At 58.4% G+C, this 15472-nt stretch carries 18 protein-coding genes; 4 read left to right on the top strand and 14 right to left on the bottom strand.

Annotation, left to right across the window (positions count from 1 at the left end; genetic code table 11):
- Nucleotides 1-12: 12 nt before the first annotated feature.
- Nucleotides 13-1728 carry an amidohydrolase gene (locus ACOOHD_RS03420; protein ID WP_420460164.1) on the bottom strand — a complete coding sequence of 572 codons (1716 nt, stop codon included), beginning with the start codon at nucleotides 1726-1728 and terminating at the stop codon, nucleotides 13-15.
- Nucleotides 1729-1893: 165 nt separating this feature from the next.
- On the opposite strand from ACOOHD_RS03420, the gene murA reads away from it, so the two are divergent.
- A complete protein-coding gene (murA, locus tag ACOOHD_RS03415; RefSeq protein WP_420460163.1) occupies nucleotides 1894-3207 on the top strand; it encodes a UDP-N-acetylglucosamine 1-carboxyvinyltransferase in 1314 nt (437 codons plus the stop codon).
- Nucleotides 3208-3211: 4 nt separating this feature from the next.
- A complete protein-coding gene (locus tag ACOOHD_RS03410) occupies nucleotides 3212-3526 on the top strand; it encodes a DUF4286 family protein (protein WP_420460162.1) in 315 nt (104 codons plus the stop codon).
- Nucleotide 3527: 1 nt separating this feature from the next.
- Here the strand turns inward: ACOOHD_RS03410 and ACOOHD_RS03405 are convergent, their stop codons facing one another.
- On the bottom strand, nucleotides 3528-4742 hold the full coding sequence (locus ACOOHD_RS03405) for an N-acetylmuramoyl-L-alanine amidase family protein (protein ID WP_420460161.1): 1215 nt from the start codon (nucleotides 4740-4742) through the stop codon (nucleotides 3528-3530).
- Here ACOOHD_RS03405 and ACOOHD_RS03400 point away from each other — a divergent pair.
- Nucleotides 4741-5448, top strand: a complete 708-nt coding sequence (locus ACOOHD_RS03400; RefSeq protein ID WP_420460160.1) for a heme exporter protein CcmB — start codon at nucleotides 4741-4743, stop codon at nucleotides 5446-5448. The genes ACOOHD_RS03405 and ACOOHD_RS03400 overlap by 2 nt on opposite strands.
- 64 nt (nucleotides 5449-5512) lie before the next feature.
- Nucleotides 5513-6922, top strand: a complete 1410-nt coding sequence (locus ACOOHD_RS03395) for an L-serine ammonia-lyase (protein ID WP_420460159.1) — start codon at nucleotides 5513-5515, stop codon at nucleotides 6920-6922.
- Here the strand turns inward: ACOOHD_RS03395 and lptE are convergent, their stop codons facing one another.
- The 12 genes from lptE to cyoE all read right to left on the bottom strand — a co-directional run bounded on the left by lptE (nucleotide 6923) and on the right by cyoE (nucleotide 15414).
- The gene (gene lptE, locus ACOOHD_RS03390) at nucleotides 6923-7429 is read right to left on the bottom strand and encodes an LPS assembly lipoprotein LptE (RefSeq protein ID WP_420460158.1); all 507 of its coding nucleotides are present in this window, start codon (nucleotides 7427-7429) and stop codon (nucleotides 6923-6925) included. It abuts the gene before it with no gap.
- Between the two features lie 76 nt (nucleotides 7430-7505).
- On the bottom strand, nucleotides 7506-8198 hold the full coding sequence (locus tag ACOOHD_RS03385; RefSeq protein WP_420460157.1) for a Crp/Fnr family transcriptional regulator: 693 nt from the start codon (nucleotides 8196-8198) through the stop codon (nucleotides 7506-7508).
- Between the two features lie 101 nt (nucleotides 8199-8299).
- On the bottom strand, nucleotides 8300-8893 hold the full coding sequence (locus ACOOHD_RS03380) for an NUDIX domain-containing protein (protein WP_420460156.1): 594 nt from the start codon (nucleotides 8891-8893) through the stop codon (nucleotides 8300-8302).
- Nucleotides 8894-8952: 59 nt separating this feature from the next.
- Complete coding sequence (locus ACOOHD_RS03375) at nucleotides 8953-10158, bottom strand: T9SS type A sorting domain-containing protein (protein ID WP_420460155.1); 1206 nt, start codon at nucleotides 10156-10158, stop codon at nucleotides 8953-8955.
- A 205-nt stretch (nucleotides 10159-10363) separates the two neighbouring features.
- Nucleotides 10364-10732 (bottom strand): cupin domain-containing protein, encoded by a 369-nt coding sequence (locus ACOOHD_RS03370; RefSeq protein ID WP_420460154.1) that lies wholly within the window; start codon nucleotides 10730-10732, stop codon nucleotides 10364-10366.
- A gap of 11 nt (nucleotides 10733-10743) precedes the next feature.
- The gene (locus tag ACOOHD_RS03365) at nucleotides 10744-10983 is read right to left on the bottom strand and encodes a hypothetical protein (protein ID WP_420460153.1); all 240 of its coding nucleotides are present in this window, start codon (nucleotides 10981-10983) and stop codon (nucleotides 10744-10746) included.
- 10 nt (nucleotides 10984-10993) lie between these two features.
- Nucleotides 10994-11632 (bottom strand): DUF420 domain-containing protein, encoded by a 639-nt coding sequence (locus tag ACOOHD_RS03360; protein ID WP_420460152.1) that lies wholly within the window; start codon nucleotides 11630-11632, stop codon nucleotides 10994-10996.
- The gene (locus ACOOHD_RS03355; protein ID WP_420460151.1) at nucleotides 11616-12260 is read right to left on the bottom strand and encodes a hypothetical protein; all 645 of its coding nucleotides are present in this window, start codon (nucleotides 12258-12260) and stop codon (nucleotides 11616-11618) included. Before ACOOHD_RS03355 ends, ACOOHD_RS03360 begins: the two co-directional genes overlap by 17 nt.
- 122 nt (nucleotides 12261-12382) lie before the next feature.
- Complete coding sequence (locus ACOOHD_RS03350; RefSeq protein WP_420460150.1) at nucleotides 12383-12805, bottom strand: cytochrome C oxidase subunit IV family protein; 423 nt, start codon at nucleotides 12803-12805, stop codon at nucleotides 12383-12385.
- Nucleotides 12806-12841: 36 nt separating this feature from the next.
- Nucleotides 12842-13861, bottom strand: coding sequence for a cytochrome c oxidase subunit 3 (locus ACOOHD_RS03345; protein ID WP_420460149.1), 1020 nt, complete (start codon nucleotides 13859-13861; stop codon nucleotides 12842-12844).
- A gap of 42 nt (nucleotides 13862-13903) precedes the next feature.
- On the bottom strand, nucleotides 13904-14506 hold the full coding sequence (locus ACOOHD_RS03340) for a cytochrome c oxidase subunit 3 (RefSeq protein WP_420460148.1): 603 nt from the start codon (nucleotides 14504-14506) through the stop codon (nucleotides 13904-13906).
- Complete coding sequence (cyoE, locus tag ACOOHD_RS03335) at nucleotides 14503-15414, bottom strand: heme o synthase (protein ID WP_420460147.1); 912 nt, start codon at nucleotides 15412-15414, stop codon at nucleotides 14503-14505. The genes ACOOHD_RS03340 and cyoE overlap by 4 nt, the downstream gene beginning before the upstream one ends.
- Between the last annotated feature and the right edge of the window lie 58 nt (nucleotides 15415-15472).

The following is a 15472-nucleotide window of genomic DNA, read 5'->3' as shown; positions in this document are numbered from 1 at the left end:
GCTTTAGCTGCACTACTCCAGCACATACTCTTGCCTTCCCCCCACATACGTAGCCAATACCTCCGTTTCCAGCACCTCCGCATCCGTACAACTACGCAGGTCATTCGATAGCAACACGAAGTCGGCCGCCAATCCCGGCACCAGCGTTCCCCGCACATCCTCCTGAAAAGCTGAGTAAGCAGCGGCGGCCGTGTAGCTATGTAACGCCTCCTCGCGCGTCATGGCTTGCTCGGGAAAGAAGACCGCCTTACCGTCGGCCCGGGCGCGGGTGACGCTGGCATAGTACGACTCGATGGGATTAACGTCCTCCACGGGGGCATCCGTGCCGTTGGTGACCACGGCGCCGGCGTCAAGCAGACTGCGCCAGGGGTAAGCCCCCGTACGGGCGCGCTCGGTACCCAGGCGGGTCTCGGCAAATAACGCATCGGAGGTACAGTGGATACCCTGCATGGCGGCGATAACACCCAGCTCGGCAAAGCGGGGGATATCGGCCGGATCGATGTGCTGGGCGTGTTCGATGCGCCAGCGCCGATCGGCTTCCGGGGTGACGTAGTTGGCCATCAGGTCGAGGGTCTCGCGGTTGGCCCGGTCGCCGATCGCGTGGACGCAGAGCTGCATGTCGTGGGCGAGGGCAAGCTGGGCGATACTATCGACTGTGGCTACCTCGGTGGTGTTCTGCCCCGTAAAGCCGGGGTTGTCAAAGTAGGGCTCCAGCAGCCAGGCGCCGTAGCTACCCAGCGCCCCGTCGAGTTCCGATTTGATGGCCGAGCATTCGAAGCGGTCGCCGTAGTGCGGCAGGCCCTGCATGTTGCCGTTCATCTCTTCGTAGGAGTGACGTAGCATCACCCAGAGGTTAAGACGCAGGCTATCCGCGGCATCCAGCTCCTTGTACCACTCCACTTCCTGAAACTTGGTGCCGGCATCCTGAAAGGAGGTAATACCGTTGCGCAGGCACTCCTCCTGCACCGCGCGGATACCGGCCAGCCACTCATCCTTACGCGCCTCGGGGGTCATCGTCTGTACGAAGTTCTGGTAGGCGTCGGTAATCAGGTCCATAGCCCGCTCCTCAAACACGCCGGTCGGGTCGCCCACAGGATCGCGTAGGATGCGCCCGCCGCGTGGGTCGGGAGTTTCGCGCGAGACGCCCGCTAGGTCCATCGCCTTTCGGTTAGCAAACAGCGCGTGCCCACTTGCGTGGCGCAGCACCACCGGATGCTCCTGCGTCATGGTACTGAGCTCATCGTGGATGGGGTAGCCACCGATACTGTGGTCGTGCGGCCGGTCCCACTTTTCCTGGTGCCAGCCGCGGCCGGTAATCCAGTCGCCGGCGGGCGTCTCCTCGGCGCGCTCTGCCACCATGGCTACGATCTCGTCCCAGCTGCGGGAGCGTAGGAAATTGAGGTTGCGTAGGCTGCTGCCCAGTCCGCTGAAGTGGCCATGTCCCTCGATGAAGCCGGGCATGAGAAAAGCCTGCTTGGCGTCTACGCGTGTGGTGCTTGGACTTAGGTAATCGGACCACTCGGTCGTGTCGGTACCGATGGCCTGGATGGTGCCGTCGGAGCTGACTAGCAGGGCGGTGGCGGGGGGGAGATTCTGGCCGGGCCAGATGGTGGCGTTGTGGATTAGGAGGGTGGCTTTGACGGTTTCAGCAGTAGCAGGCGTCTCAGAACAGCCTGCCAGAACCAACAAGGCAAAGCAAGTGGACAGGTAGTGTAGTTTTAAATCCATGGCACAGGTTACGAAAATCGTAGATTCTTAGCGCAGCCGGAGGCTGCATTTTGCTGGCGCCCCGATAGCTATCGGGGGAGGCCGCATTGTACTGAATGTACCCACTCCGCTGCCGGAGGCAGCGGCTAACGGCGCGGTCATAGACCGCTTCGTACCTTGCCGGCAATGACGACGAACGGAACTTTTATCGTAGAAGGCGGCCACCAGCTTAGCGGCCAAATTATTCCCCAGGGCGCCAAAAACGAAGCCCTCCAGATCCTCAGCGCTACCCTACTTACCGAAGAGCCGGTGCTGGTGCAGAACCTACCCGACATTGAGGACGTCAATAAGCTGCTCAGTCTGCTCAACGGACTAGGCGCGGAGGTCGAGCGCATCGACCGGCAAACCGTCCGCGTCACCGCCGCCAACATCGACCTCGACTATGTACTAAGCGCCGACTACGTGCGCGACGCCCAGCGTATTCGCGGCTCCGTTATGCTCATTGCCCCCCTGCTCAATCGCTACGGCCGCGCCAGCCTACCCAAACCCGGCGGGGACAAGATCGGCCGCCGCCGCCTCGATACCCACCTGCTCGGGCTGCAGGCCCTGGGTGCCAATTTTAACTTCGATAGCGAGCGGAATATCTACGCCTTTGAGACCGAGAGACTGAAGGGCACCTTCATCCACATGGAGGAGATCAGCGTCACCGGTACGGCCAACGTGTTGATGGCCGCCGTACTCGCCGAGGGGGAAACGATCATCTACAACGCCGCCTGCGAGCCCTACCTACAGCAGCTTTCCCACATGCTCAACAGTATGGGCGCCAGGATCGAGGGCATCGGCTCTAACCTCCTCAAGGTACAGGGCGTCGACCGCCTCAGTGGGTGCACCCACCGCATGCTACCGGACATGATCGAGATCGGCAGCTTCATCGGACTGGCCGCCATCACCCAGAGTGACATCACCATCAAGGACGTACGCCTGGATATGTTGGGCGTCATCCCCCGCACCTTCGAGAAGCTCGGTATCCAGTTAGAGTACCAGGGCGACGATATCCGCGTCGTTCCGCAGGATAACTACGAGGTGCAGAACTTCCTCGACGGTGGCATACTCACCATCTACGATGCCCCCTGGCCCGGCTTCACGCCCGATCTGATGAGCATCGCCCTGGTGACGGCCATTCAGGCGCGTGGCTCGGTGTTATTTCACCAGAAGATGTTTGAGTCGCGCCTCTTCTTCGTCGATAAGCTTATCGACATGGGGGCCCAAATTATTCTCTGCGATCCGCACCGGGCCACCGTCATCGGGCTAGACCGCCGGACGCCGCTGCGGGGTATTCGCATGACCAGTCCCGATATTCGGGCCGGGGTCAGTCTGCTCATCGCCGCACTTTCCGCCGAGGGCACCAGCCGCATCGACAACATTTACCAGATCGACCGCGGTTACCAGAATATTGATACCCGACTGCGGGCACTGGGTGCGCAGATCGTCAGGGAATAGGCCTATGCTACTGTACAATATCACGAACAAGATCGACCACGCCGTCCATGACGAATGGCTGCACTGGATGCAGCAGGCCTACATCCCCCACGTGATGGAGAGCGGCGTCTTCGAGGACTACAAGCTCAGTCGCCTCCTGGGGGTCGATGAGTCCGATGGCATCACCTATGCCCTACAGTTCACGGTCTCCAGCCGCCCGGCCTTCGATATCTACCAGGAGAAGTTCGCCTACGGGCACCAGCAGATGCACGACCTGCGCTACAGGGGCAGCTTCGTCACCTTTCGCTCCGTACTTGATGTCGTCGATCAGGGGGTGTAGCTCAATCGTACAATCCCAGCAACAACCAGTCGGCCAGCAACTGCCGGTTCGCCGCGCTCACGATCCGTACCTGGTCGCTGGCATTAGCGATGTTAGCCAGTTCCAGGTAGACCGCACTTGGCTTGGTCTCCCGCAGCATATGCAGGTCGCGGTTACTGACGGTGCCGGCGTAGCCCCGTCCCGGTCGGTACTCATCGTACTTCTCCTTTAGCATCTCCAGGATGCGGTCGGCGCGCTTCTGGCTCACTAGGTCGCCCTCCGGATAGTACAGAAACACGTCGAGCTGCTGCCCCCGGTGGCGGCTGTCGATGTGGATGGCAATCATGGTCTGGTCGGTGAGTCCCTTAGCTAGGTTTTCCTCGTACAGCGCATTGACGATATCCGAGCGCTGGAACAGCCGCAGCTTTTGATTTCGGGGTAGGCTAGCTCCGCCCCAGACGGTCTCGTCCCTGTCCGGCGTAAGGTACTTATCGTCGCGGATGCCGTCGTTCTCGTCACGGACGATCATGTAGGGTGTTCCCCCGTGCTCCAGAATGTTGCGGCACAGCCGCAGCGCTACGTCATAGGCGTACTCGTCCTCGGCCAGCATGTGCCCGCCGCGCCGGCCTACCGCACCGGGGTCGGGCCCGCCGTGACCGGAGACGATGTAGAAGATCCGGCCGGCGAGGGTGCGGTCGATCAGGGGGACCTTCGCGTAGGCCGGACCGAAAATATTGAAGGTGCGGGGGGCTACCGTGGTATTCTGCTCCGGCACCTCGAAGGTCGGGCGCTCCTCGTCGGCTACCGTAAGCGGACTCACCTCCCCAATGGTACTACAGTTGTCGATGTGATAGGGTACGTACAGGAGCCCATCCTGCCGGTAGTCCCGACTCCGCAGCCCGAGCTCCAGCATCCGCGTATTGTAGGCCTTGATGGCCACCGCCCGGTCCCAATTTTGGTCGCGGGTACTGGAGCGGATGCTTTCCCCGTCGTAGGGCAGCACCTCGATGGGCAGGCGGTACTGGCGGCCGACGAGCAGCTTGCTGTTGGGATTAAGGTAGTTGAGCCGGCGAAACTCCGTGATGTTGCAGGCGTAATCGACCAGTTCGTAGCGGCGTAGCAGGGAATAGACGCCATCGCCCCGGCGCACCTCCACACTCAGGTACTCCGCCGCACCGGCCGCCGTAGCGACTAGGAGTAGCACAAGGAGTAACAGCGAACGGTGAGCAAACAACATGCCGGAAGATTTCAGGGGCGCGCCGGTTATCTTTGCCGGCAATATGTCCCTGTTCCGGCAAATTTATAAACTCCTGCGTTGGGAACTTACCCTGGAGTGGCGGGACAGGTACGCCCTCGGAAGCGTTCTACTCTACGTCGTGGCCACGGTGGTTATTGTTTACCTAGCCCTGCTGCAGGGACTCAACGCCGATACCTTCAATGCCCTTTACTGGATCATCCTATTCTTCGGGGCTACCGTCGCCGCCGGACGTAGCTTCCTGCGGGAGGGCGGCCGGCGCCACCTCTACTACTATACGCTAGCCGATCCGCTAGCCCTGCTGTTCAGCAAGCTGCTCTACAACCTACTAGTCATCTGGCTCATTAGTGGACTCACCTTTCTACTGCTACAGCTATTTGCTAATCAGATCAGTATCCCCGCTCCCCTCCCCCTCTTCCTGGCTACGGTGTTAGGGGGTGTTGGACTTGCCGCCATCCTCACCTTCGTCTCCGCACTAGCCGCCCGCGCCGGAGGCAACGGCACCCTCATGGCCGTCCTCTCTTTCCCCCTCGTGATTCCGCTGCTAAAGCTACTCGTCGATGCGGGCACCTACGCCATGGATACCGGTATCGACGATCCACTGCGACCGGTGTACCTGATCCTGGCGGTGGACCTGCTGGCGGTTGCCGTGGCGGTCGTGTTGTTTCCATTCGTCTGGCGAGATTGATCGCACTCCCGATAGCTATCTGGACCACGCCCTTTTTACGTTATGCTTGCAAACCTGATCCCGTATGGCTTCCCGGCTCTCCGTTTTTGATATTTTTAAGATCGGCGTAGGTCCATCCTCTTCCCATACCCTAGGGCCCTGGCGCGCGGCGCTCGATTTCGTCGACGAGCTGAGCAGGGCGGGGTCGCAGGTGCAAAGCCTGGGGGTGCAGCTCTTCGGTAGCCTATCGAAAACGGGGATCGGCCACGGTACGGATGTCGCCGTGCTACTGGGCCTACAGGGCTACGATCCGGTGACCGTACCCACCCAGCACATCCCCGAGATCATCGCGCGCGTACGCAGCGAGCGCACTCTGCGGGTCACAGAAACAGTCATATCCTTTGACCACCGACACGATCTCGTGTTTCAACCCACCACCCACCCCGGGCACCCTAATACGCTGACGTTTACGGCTTTGCTAGCGGATGGCCAACTGATCGTACAGACCTATCATTCTCTTGGAGGCGGTTTCATCGAACGGGAGGGAGCGGCGCCCGGGGTGGAGATCGAGTACCCGTTTGTCCACGATGTATCGTCGGGTGAGAAGATGATCGAGCTGTCGCACACTACGCGCAAGACCATAACGCGGCTGCTGTACGAGAACGAGCGGTGCATCTACTCCAGTCAGGAGATTCACGATCGGGTAGAGTCCCTGTTCCAGGTGATGCTGAACTGTGTGTACCGGGGCTGCCACACCGAGGGCGTGCTACCGGGTGGACTGGGGGTAAAGCGCCGTGCGGCTAGCCTTAGCCAGAAATTACTCGCCGGCAGAAGGTACCCCGAGCGCAAGTCCTGGTTAGAGGCCATTCGCCGTAGTCCGCGCGATTTTTCTACAGTCAACCAGTGGATCAGCTGCTTTGCCTTAGCTGTCAACGAGGAGAACGCCGCCCTGGGCCGAGTGGTGACTTCCCCCACTAACGGGGCTTCCGGGGTGATACCAGCGGTGTTACTGTACCACTACCTATTCGGTAATTTTGGTGAGAATGATCTGCTGCGGTTTTTTCTCAGCAGCGGACAAATCGGTGCCCTCTTCAAGCAGGGGGCCACGATTTCAGCGGCCGTAGGGGGCTGTCAGGCAGAGGTGGGAGTAAGCTCCGCGATGGCCGCAGCGGGCCTCACTGAGGTGCTAGGGGGAAGTGCGCGACAGGTACTACAGGCCGCCGAGATCGCCATGGAGCACCACCTGGGCCTGACCTGCGACCCGATCGGCGGGCTAGTACAGGTACCGTGCATCGAGCGCAACGCCATGGGGGCGATGAAGGCCATCACGGCAAGCAACTTGGCCCTGGCGGGTAACGCTGCTCACGCCGTGGTGAAGTTCGACGAGGTGGTGGCTACGATGTGGGAAACGGCGCAGCACATGCACTCTAAGTTTAAGGAAACGGCGGAGGGGGGACTGGCGGTGCATGTGTCGGTGGCGCTACCTGAGTGTTAGCTACCACTCCCCGGCAAATGCGCGGTTGAAGATCTTTTCGTTGATATTCTCCAGGATCGTAGTGATCGCCTCATCCTGCACGGCGGCTAGGGCTACATTGCCCTCGAAGGGGTAGAAATCGGAGAAGTTGCTCTTCCAGCCCTCATCGGAGGGGTCGCGGAGGTTCTTGTACTCGACGGCGACGACAATGGTGAGGTGGTTCTGCTTGGAGAAGGCAGCCACGTCGCCGGCAGGACTGGCCCCCTCGGCCGTGACGCGGAAGTCGACCAGGGTACCGATGAGCTGGATGTCGGGATTCTCGTCCGTGATGATCAGGCGGGCCTCGTCGCGAACTTTATCGCGCAGCGTCTCCGTAGCATCGAGAAAAAGCGTGGGCGGGGCACTCAGGGCGTTGTTCTTAAAATTGGGTACGTAGGCCGACTGCACGCCTTCGGGGATCGAAATACCCCGGAAGGAATAACAGGAGAAGCCGAGCAACGGAAGCAGCAGAAGAGCGAGGTAGCGCATAGTACTAAGACGAAAAAATCCCCTCCGGCGTTGCCACCGGAGGGGAGTAGTTGGGATTATAAGGAGGCTAGAGTGCCTAGGCGGCACTGGCCAGTAGTTCGTCCATGTCGCGGACCAGAATGCGACCGCGGTTGAAGTAGATCAGGTTTTCCTTGCGTAGCTCGTTGAGGACCAGGGTGACGGTCTGACGGCTGGTGCAGGTAATATTGGCGATGTCCTGGTGGGTGAGGCTATGCTTGAGCAGCATCTCGTAGCCTACGCGGCGACCACGCTCGGTGACCACCTGGTGCAGGAAACCGACAATGCGGCTACGGGCATCCTTAAAGATAAGGTTTTCGAGCTTGTTCTCGGCGGCCATCATGCGCTTACCGAATAGACCGAGCAGTTTGCGGCTCATGGCGGGATTACCGAAGACGATGCGCTGGAAGTCCGCCACGCGAATGGTGTAGTAGTGCACTTCTTCCTTGAGGGACTGGGCGGTCTCGTTGCGCTTCTCCTCACCGACGAGGCTCAGCTCGCCAAAGATGGCCTCGGGGTGAATGAGCTGCTTGATCACCTCCTTACCCTCGTTACTGTGGGTGCTAATTTTAATGGGCCCCTTAGCGAGCAGGTAGATGTGGTCGCTGGCCTCACCGGGCTGGTAGATGACCGAATAGCGGGGCTTGGTTTTGAACTCCATGGTCTCAGCGAGACGCTTCTTTTCCTCGGCGGTCAGACCGTCAAAGAGGTCGAAGTTCTCGAGGAGGGTAATTTTATTGGCGGTATCCATGACGGTTGACATTAGGGTTAGAGCAATTTCGCCGGCGGCGCTTTGGGCCAGCTATTCCTACTGTCCCTGTGCCCCTAAGACCCCAAATGTCCCGTGCCCCCCTAAGGAGACTGCCGAATATTTTGAAATTTCTTTTCGTCGGCTCCGTTACGGGCCTCCAGTAGCGCGACCCGCTGTAGGGCTAGTATACTGACCGCGTCCTTGATCCGCCCGTCAAGCGTCATGTCCACTGCTTCGGCCAGGGGTACCTTCCGCAGACGAAGTTCTTCGGTGTCCTCCGGCTCGGCATCCCCGTGGCGTAGCTCGCGGGCCAGGTAAGCTACTCCCCATTCATCGGAAACAGAGTTACTAAGGTGAAATTCCATCAGCTTTGTCCACTTTTCGGCTTCCAGTCCGGTCTCTTCGCGGAGCTCGCGCTGGGCGGCCTTGAGCGGATCAGTACCTACCGGACAGCCGCCCTCCGGAATTTCCCAACTGTATTCGTCTAGGGCGTAGCGGTACTGTCCGACGAGGTAGGTGTAGCCCTCCGCATCTACGGGCACAATACCGATAGCATGGTTCTTGTAGCGTACTAGCCCATAGATGCCATCAGTTCCTCCCGGTGTGATGACCTCGTTGTGCTCAACCTTGATCCAGGGATTTTCGTAAGCGGTGCGGGAGGATTTGGTAGTCCAGGGATTCTTCGCTTCTAGCATCTCGCGAAGGTAGCTAAGGCGTTGGACGCTTTAAAGCGTCCAACGCCTAGCCAGCTATCCTATCGCTTATACAGCCTAGTGCTTCCCCGCTCCGTGGTCAGCACATACGTACCGGCGGGTAGATTACTCAGGTCAGCGGTATAGCGACGGCCCCCGTTTGCACTGAACGTAACCTGGTCGGTGACCTCCACTCCGCGAACATCGTAGAGGCGCAGTGAGCCGATCTCCTGGGTGCTCTCGATTGTGATTACCTGGCCGGCCGGGTTAGGAAATACCGTCAGTACGGGAGCTCCAGCAGCGTTGATCTCAACGGATTCGATCTCCGAGTAGCTATACTTACCGTCGTAGTCGACCTGCTTCAGGCGGTAGTAGACGTTGCCCGCGGGAGCGTTATCATCGTAAGCTTGGTAGCTACGCGGCGCATTAGAGTCGCCGGCACCCGCCTGGGTAATAATTGTTTGCCAATCGGTCTGGTCAGTCGACCGCTCGACTTCATAGCGCTCGTTATGCAGTTCGGTCGCGGTTTCCCAGTGAAGCGCTACGCGCCGGCCGTCTGCTGACCGAGCGGAAAAGGTGGTGAGCTCGATGGGGAGGCTAGCGTTAGCTTCTACACCCAGGATGTAAAAATTGTCGTATACGGGAAAATTCTGTTTGCTACCATCGATTTGATCGCCGAAGATTACGTCACCATCACCCACCCAGTAGAGGGGGCGGTTGTCCGGCCCGTCATTTCTGAAAATCTCCGTACCATCCAAGGTGAGCGTACCGATACCGGTTGATGGGGTGTAGCGGAAAACAAAGGTTTGAAACACACCCGTAGAAATGTCATTTACGTCAGTAAATTGAGGAGTAAGATTTCCGGAACTTATCGTCGTAAAACCACCCGCACCATCCTCGACGCGGTAGGTGATGCTGGGATTTGCGGCCGATCCCATAACGAAATTATTACGGAACAGGAGGACCCCGACCTGCTCGTTTCGTTGATAGTCGAAGCCGATCTCTATACCGGGTGGATCGAAGATCGGGTCGTCCGTGATTCGTAGATTGGTACTCTCGGTGGTCGGTCCTGGATTAAGGCCCGTGGTTCCGTTTGCCCCACCGGCTGAGACCGTCACGTCTGCATCTACACTCACCGCGTTGGGGCCGATGTCTGACACGAGCGGCCCGGCGGCGGGGTCATTCCATCGAAAAAGAACGATGGTGTCTTGTTGGGCGGATAGGAAGTGGAAGGAAAGGCTTAAAGCTAGTAAAAATAAGGTTTTCATCAAACGTGGTTTATTTCTGAGAGCTAGACATACCGTAGCAACTAACCCCATGATTTTCATCAACCAAGTCTAGGATGAAAAGCGCCGGGTCGGTAGTCTGTATGCGCAAATGTACTACACCTCAACAATACCTAGCGAGTGCATGGTGCAAGCAAATTTAGCTAGGCGTTGGACGCTTTAAAGCGTCCAACGCCTAGCACCACCGCTACAGCCGGTCGTAAGACCGGACCGTCAGCTCATGCTCCACCTCCCCGGTATGTTTGGTTTCGATGGGTTCAAGTAGTAGCAGGTGGACCTCCTCCCCATCCCTGGTGTGGGGGCGGTGCCGTACCCCGCGGGGCACCACGAAAAATTCCCCCGGCCGAATGACCACCGGGTCACGATCCTCAAAATCAATCAGTAGCGTGCCCCGGAACACCATAAATAGCTCATCCTCCCCGGCATGGTCGTGCCAGATGAATTCCCCCTTTACCTTCGCTAACTTGACGGCTTGCCCGTTGAGCTCTGCCACTACCTTCGGAGACCAGTGATCGCTGAATAAGCTGAACTTCTGAGCAATGTTGATGGCGGGCATAGCGGGGGTCCTTATACGATGTCGGTTTCCCTGCGCCGGTTGCGCCACCAGATGAAGGCTACGGTCGCCACTAGCACGTAAGGCATACCGAGTAGATAGAGAATACCCTGATTGAGCCCTTCGCCCTCGGTGCCGCCGTTGGCCAGATTACTCTCGGCGGTAGCGCGACACATCGGGCACTGCGCCAGTACCTCACCACCGGTGAAGAACAGCAGGACCAGGATCAGACTAAGGGTGAGTAAGCGCTTCATGGCTATAGCATTAGGGATAGTACGAACGGAGCATTAGGTAGACCACGGGACCGGTAATGGCGACGTACAGCCACAGCGGCCAGACCCACCTGGCCATCTTGCGGTGTAGCGTCCACTTTCCAGCAAGTGCCCTTACGGTAGTCAACAAAATGAAGGGCAAAAGGATGCCCGCCAGCGTAATGTGTGAAATGAGAATCACCAGGTACCAGGGCCGGCTCCCACTTACGGCCAGTCGCTCGGCCTCGGAGAGCACCCCGTTTTGGTCAGCGTCCCCGTAAAGTACCTCGGGGGTGGTGAAATGGTAGGCGACGTAGCAAAGCAGGAAGAGCACCGAAAGCCCCAGGGCGGTGGCATTCGCGTTGCGATGATTCACGTACTGGCCCTGCTTGACGAAGTAGAGAGAAAACAGCAACGCTACGGCGGTAAGCCCATTCAGCGTAGCATTGACGGCCGGTAAGTAATTGACGTTCCAATCCACATCCAACGTCACTTCCCGCATCACGAACACCAGGATGAGTACGACGGCCGAAAACACATAGGTCGCAGTGCGCAGCAGGCGTTCCTTCTCCGGATAAATCGGAAGCTGCGGGTGCGCCCGACGCTTGGGGGCGGGCTTTTTATCCAGAATGACGCTAGAGCTCTTTGCCACGGTCCAAAATTATGTCCTGCTTCGCGGGGAGCGGGATGATGAGAGAAATGAGCTGTACCAGACCGATCGCATCGTCGCGCCGGGCCAGGTCGTAGTGCTCCACAATGGTGAGCGAGCTGTCCACCAGCGCCACTACCGGTTGCACCCCGGGGGAGTCATAGGTGCCAAGCGGCAGCTTAAAGGCTTCGGCGGTAGCGGCAAAGTCACGCTCATCGGCCCGCAGGAAGCTCACCATCTTGGAGTCCGGTAGGTGGTAGGTATTGGCAAACGCTTCCACGGCAGTGACCGGCTCCTCCGCCAGCACGATAGTAGTAAAGTAGAGATTAGGGCTATCCTGAAACTGCTGGTACAGACTATCGAGCATGTGCCCGTACACCTTAGTACCCTCTGCTTTCGTGGGATCGAGCCAGCCCACCACGGTCATTGCCCCCCGCCAGTCGTCGGGCACCTCACCGCGCACTGGGGGCAGGTTACCCAAATCCGGCATCTTACCGAAATCCCCCATAGTAGCGATGGCACCACGCCGGTAGTTGGCCCCGCTGCGCAGGTAGATGAACGAAACTGCCGGCAGCCCTACTAAAATGAACAGCAAAATTGCCGAGCTGAACAGCTTCTTCGTCTTGGCCATGCGTAGGTGATTGTGCTATGTAAACCCCCACCTACCGCCTTTGGATGATTCCCGCTCCCTTTGTGACCAAAGTATGAAACCTCGGGCGGGGCCGCAGGTGCCAGCACTACGGTAAGCTAAAGCTAGCCCGGCAGTCGGTAAAATTGGGCACCGTTGGGGTCGACCTGCCCTACCGTATTCCCCTCCGGTACGGTCAACTCGTTCTTATATTCAATCTTCTCACGCTTTTGCCGCCAGGCATCCCCCTCGTTGAAAAAGGCGATCAGCGCCCACAGCAGGAGGAAGGTGGGCAGTAGTACGCTCATGGCTAGTCCCTTCACCTCGTAGCCCATGTGCATGAACTCGTAGATGATGAAGTAGGCCTTATAAATAGACAACGCAATGATGAACAGCGAGGCTACGTAGATGACCGGACGGAGGTCCTCCACGAACTCAGCTGCCTTGAGGAGCGATAGAATAACTTCCGCTACCGTCACGGCGGCCAGCAGACCGAGTCCCTTCCAAACGCCGCTTACGGATTCTTCGTAGCTTAAATGTTGTGCCATGGCTTAGTTGCTTGCTTGAGGTGACAGTGGATACAATTAGAGCAGGTAGAAAACAAGGAATACGAAGACCCACACCAGGTCTACGAAGTGCCAGTAGAGACCGATCTTTTCCACCATTTCGTAGCCGTTCATGCGGGCTACATAGACGCCACTTGCTGCATTGATCAGGATGATCAGTAGAAAAATGACTCCGGTAGCTACGTGAAAACCGTGAAAGCCGGTGATGCCGAAAAACAGCGCTCCAAAGGCGGTAGGTCCGAATTGCTGCACCCGCACGTACTGCTTGCCGTCGGTCTCATCCGTAGAGACGTACTTACGGTGAATAAATCGTTTGGCCGCGGGGTTGATCGATCCATCCGGTCGTAGGCCATCGACCACGTAGCCGGGGTAGTCGCCGGGCACGTCGCTGTAGGCGAAATGCTCCTCTCCCCCCTCGTGGCCTCCCTCCTCTTCACCGTGCGCTTCACCGGCTACGTGGAGCAGGTATGTTTCCCCCGATACTACTTCCTCCTCGGTGATCTCACCGGTTTCAGGATCCAGGTAGTACCCATCTTCGGTATACGTACCAAACGGGTTGGTCGTGACGGTCATGTTCTCCTTTCCGATCAGGTTAGTCCACTCCCAGGCCTGGCAGCCCAGGAAGCCCGCCCCCCCGAGTACGGTGAGCAGCATCCAGAATACTACGCCCCGCTTGTTCTCTAACGCGCCTTCCTGTACGGCCCGCACCATCGTACCGGAGCTAATGATGAGCAGAAAGGACATAAACGTGACGAAGATGAGCGGGGCCTGATCGTTGGGAAAAAGTTCGTTGATGCCGAAGGGTGCGGTGGCAAACACACGATCGGGCACCGGCCAACTCGGACTACTGAAGCGCAGGGCACCGTAAGCGATCAAAAAGCCGGCGAAGGTAAAAGCATCCGAGAGCAGGAAGTACCACATCATCAGCTTGCCGTAGGAGGTACGGAACGGCTTGCGGTCACCACCGGCCCAGTCGCTGTTGAGTTCCGGCTTCTGGTCCTCGGCGACAATAATATCGGTATCGCGTTCTTCGGTCATGGGTAATTGATTGTTGAGTACAATACGTAGTGAGGCGCGTGACTAACGCTGCAAACTTAAGAAGATGATCAGGTAAAGCCAGAGGCCGTCGACGAAGTGCCAGTAGATCATGATGAGCTCCAGGCGCAACTGCCGCACCGGAGTACGGCGTAGTTTTATGGCGTAGGCCAACACCAGCGAAACGGCAAGGGCAGCAATACCACCCACCACGTGGGCAGCATGCAGCCAGCTGATACTGTAGACAAAATCACCGGCGGGGTTTATCTTCAGTGGCACCCCCTGGGCCGCTAACTCCTCCCACCCCAGGTACTGCAGGAACAGAAACGCAATGCCGAGTACGAAGGTGGTGGTGATCCAGCCCCTATACGCACCACTCCGCTCTCGTTTGAAGGCCCGGTACGCAAGCTGCAAAGTTAGACTACTGAGCAGGATGACCAAGGTGTTGATGTAGAAAATGCCCGGAATGGAGAACTCCAGCCAGTTACCCGAAGCACGCCGCACAATGTAGGCACTGGTCAGGGCGATAAACATCATGACCAAACTAGTAATCCCGATGTAGAGCAACATCTTGTGGGGGTGAATCTTATTGCGGCGCGTTGCCGCCTCCATCCGCTGCTGATCGACCCGTGTGTCTACTGCACTCATAGCCAAAGCATTTTACCCGCCCAGTAAAGGGTAAACACCAGCGGCAGGTAGGCGAATGAGTAGAACATCATGTACAGGGCCGTACGTCGCCCGGCCTGCACCCGGAACCGGTAGGCGAAGTAGCAAAAGGCCAGACTCGCCAGTACGACGGGGGGCACCACCCACACAGACGTTACGCCCAGAAAGTACGGTAGGACACAAAGCGGCAGCAGGATTACCGTAGCGACGATCGAGTCCCTCCCCAGCAGGGCTGCATCTACGTCCCCGCCCCGTTCCGGCACCAGTTTGAAGCCGGCCCTGCGGTAATCCGCCGCACCGAGGTAGCCGATGGCGTAGAAGTGGGGCAGTTGCCAGAAAAACTGAATGGTAAAGAGCGTGATGCCGAGCGCCGTGATGGATCCTTCCGCTGCCGCACAACCGATCAGTGCAGGTAGTGCACCGGGGATAGCCCCGACTAACACCGCGATCGGGCCTACACGCTTAAGCGGCGTGTACACGAAGGCGTAGCTGATGAGCGACACCATGCCCAGAAACGCGGTCCAGGGATTGAAGAGCGCAAGCAGGGTCACCCCACCCATGCTAGCAAAACCGGCTAGCAAAAGCGCTTCGCTGCTGCCCATGCGATCGTCGGCTAGGGGGCGCAGCCTGGTGCGCTCCATCTCCCGGTCATAGTCTTTTTCCAGTACCTCGTTGATGATATTTGCTGCTGCCGTAGTGAGGAAGCCCCCCATGGTCAGTACCCCTACCGCCCACCAGCTAAACGATCCGGCGGATAGCGCAACTAGGTAGGCCAGCACGGAAGAAAGGACTACCGTTGCAGACAAGCGGAATTTCACCAGCGCAGAGAGGTCGGCCAACCGGTGACTCCACACACTCACTGCGACCCGGTGTTTGCTAGATGCTTTCATGCTGAGGTAAAAAACAACCCGTAGTCCAAGGCGACGGGCCTACGAACTACGGGTCGCC

The sequence above is a fragment of the Neolewinella sp. genome (assembly GCF_965214665.1).
GTDB lineage: Bacteria > Bacteroidota > Bacteroidia > Chitinophagales > Saprospiraceae > Neolewinella.
Note: the sequence above shows the minus strand (reverse complement) of the source record. Positions and strands in the feature narration are given on the sequence as shown.

Coding starts and splice junctions, on each gene's coding strand:
- ACOOHD_RS03375 (WP_420460155.1), bottom strand. CDS start 10,158: ATGAAAACCTTATTTTTACTAGCTTTAAGCCTTTCCTTCCACTTCCTA.
- ACOOHD_RS03380 (WP_420460156.1), bottom strand. CDS start 8,893: ATGCTAGAAGCGAAGAATCCCTGGACTACCAAATCCTCCCGCACCGCT.
- ACOOHD_RS03365 (WP_420460153.1), bottom strand. CDS start 10,983: ATGAAGCGCTTACTCACCCTTAGTCTGATCCTGGTCCTGCTGTTCTTC.
- ACOOHD_RS03340 (WP_420460148.1), bottom strand. CDS start 14,506: ATGAGTGCAGTAGACACACGGGTCGATCAGCAGCGGATGGAGGCGGCA.
- ACOOHD_RS03350 (WP_420460150.1), bottom strand. CDS start 12,805: ATGGCACAACATTTAAGCTACGAAGAATCCGTAAGCGGCGTTTGGAAG.
- ACOOHD_RS03370 (WP_420460154.1), bottom strand. CDS start 10,732: ATGCCCGCCATCAACATTGCTCAGAAGTTCAGCTTATTCAGCGATCAC.
- ACOOHD_RS03355 (WP_420460151.1), bottom strand. CDS start 12,260: ATGGCCAAGACGAAGAAGCTGTTCAGCTCGGCAATTTTGCTGTTCATT.
- cyoE (WP_420460147.1), bottom strand. CDS start 15,414: ATGAAAGCATCTAGCAAACACCGGGTCGCAGTGAGTGTGTGGAGTCAC.
- ACOOHD_RS03405 (WP_420460161.1), bottom strand. CDS start 4,742: ATGTTGTTTGCTCACCGTTCGCTGTTACTCCTTGTGCTACTCCTAGTC.
- ACOOHD_RS03345 (WP_420460149.1), bottom strand. CDS start 13,861: ATGACCGAAGAACGCGATACCGATATTATTGTCGCCGAGGACCAGAAG.
- murA (WP_420460163.1), top strand. CDS start 1,894: ATGACGACGAACGGAACTTTTATCGTAGAAGGCGGCCACCAGCTTAGC.
- ACOOHD_RS03400 (WP_420460160.1), top strand. CDS start 4,741: ATGCCGGAAGATTTCAGGGGCGCGCCGGTTATCTTTGCCGGCAATATG.
- lptE (WP_420460158.1), bottom strand. CDS start 7,429: ATGCGCTACCTCGCTCTTCTGCTGCTTCCGTTGCTCGGCTTCTCCTGT.
- ACOOHD_RS03420 (WP_420460164.1), bottom strand. CDS start 1,728: ATGGATTTAAAACTACACTACCTGTCCACTTGCTTTGCCTTGTTGGTT.
- ACOOHD_RS03385 (WP_420460157.1), bottom strand. CDS start 8,198: ATGGATACCGCCAATAAAATTACCCTCCTCGAGAACTTCGACCTCTTT.
- ACOOHD_RS03395 (WP_420460159.1), top strand. CDS start 5,513: ATGGCTTCCCGGCTCTCCGTTTTTGATATTTTTAAGATCGGCGTAGGT.
- ACOOHD_RS03410 (WP_420460162.1), top strand. CDS start 3,212: ATGCTACTGTACAATATCACGAACAAGATCGACCACGCCGTCCATGAC.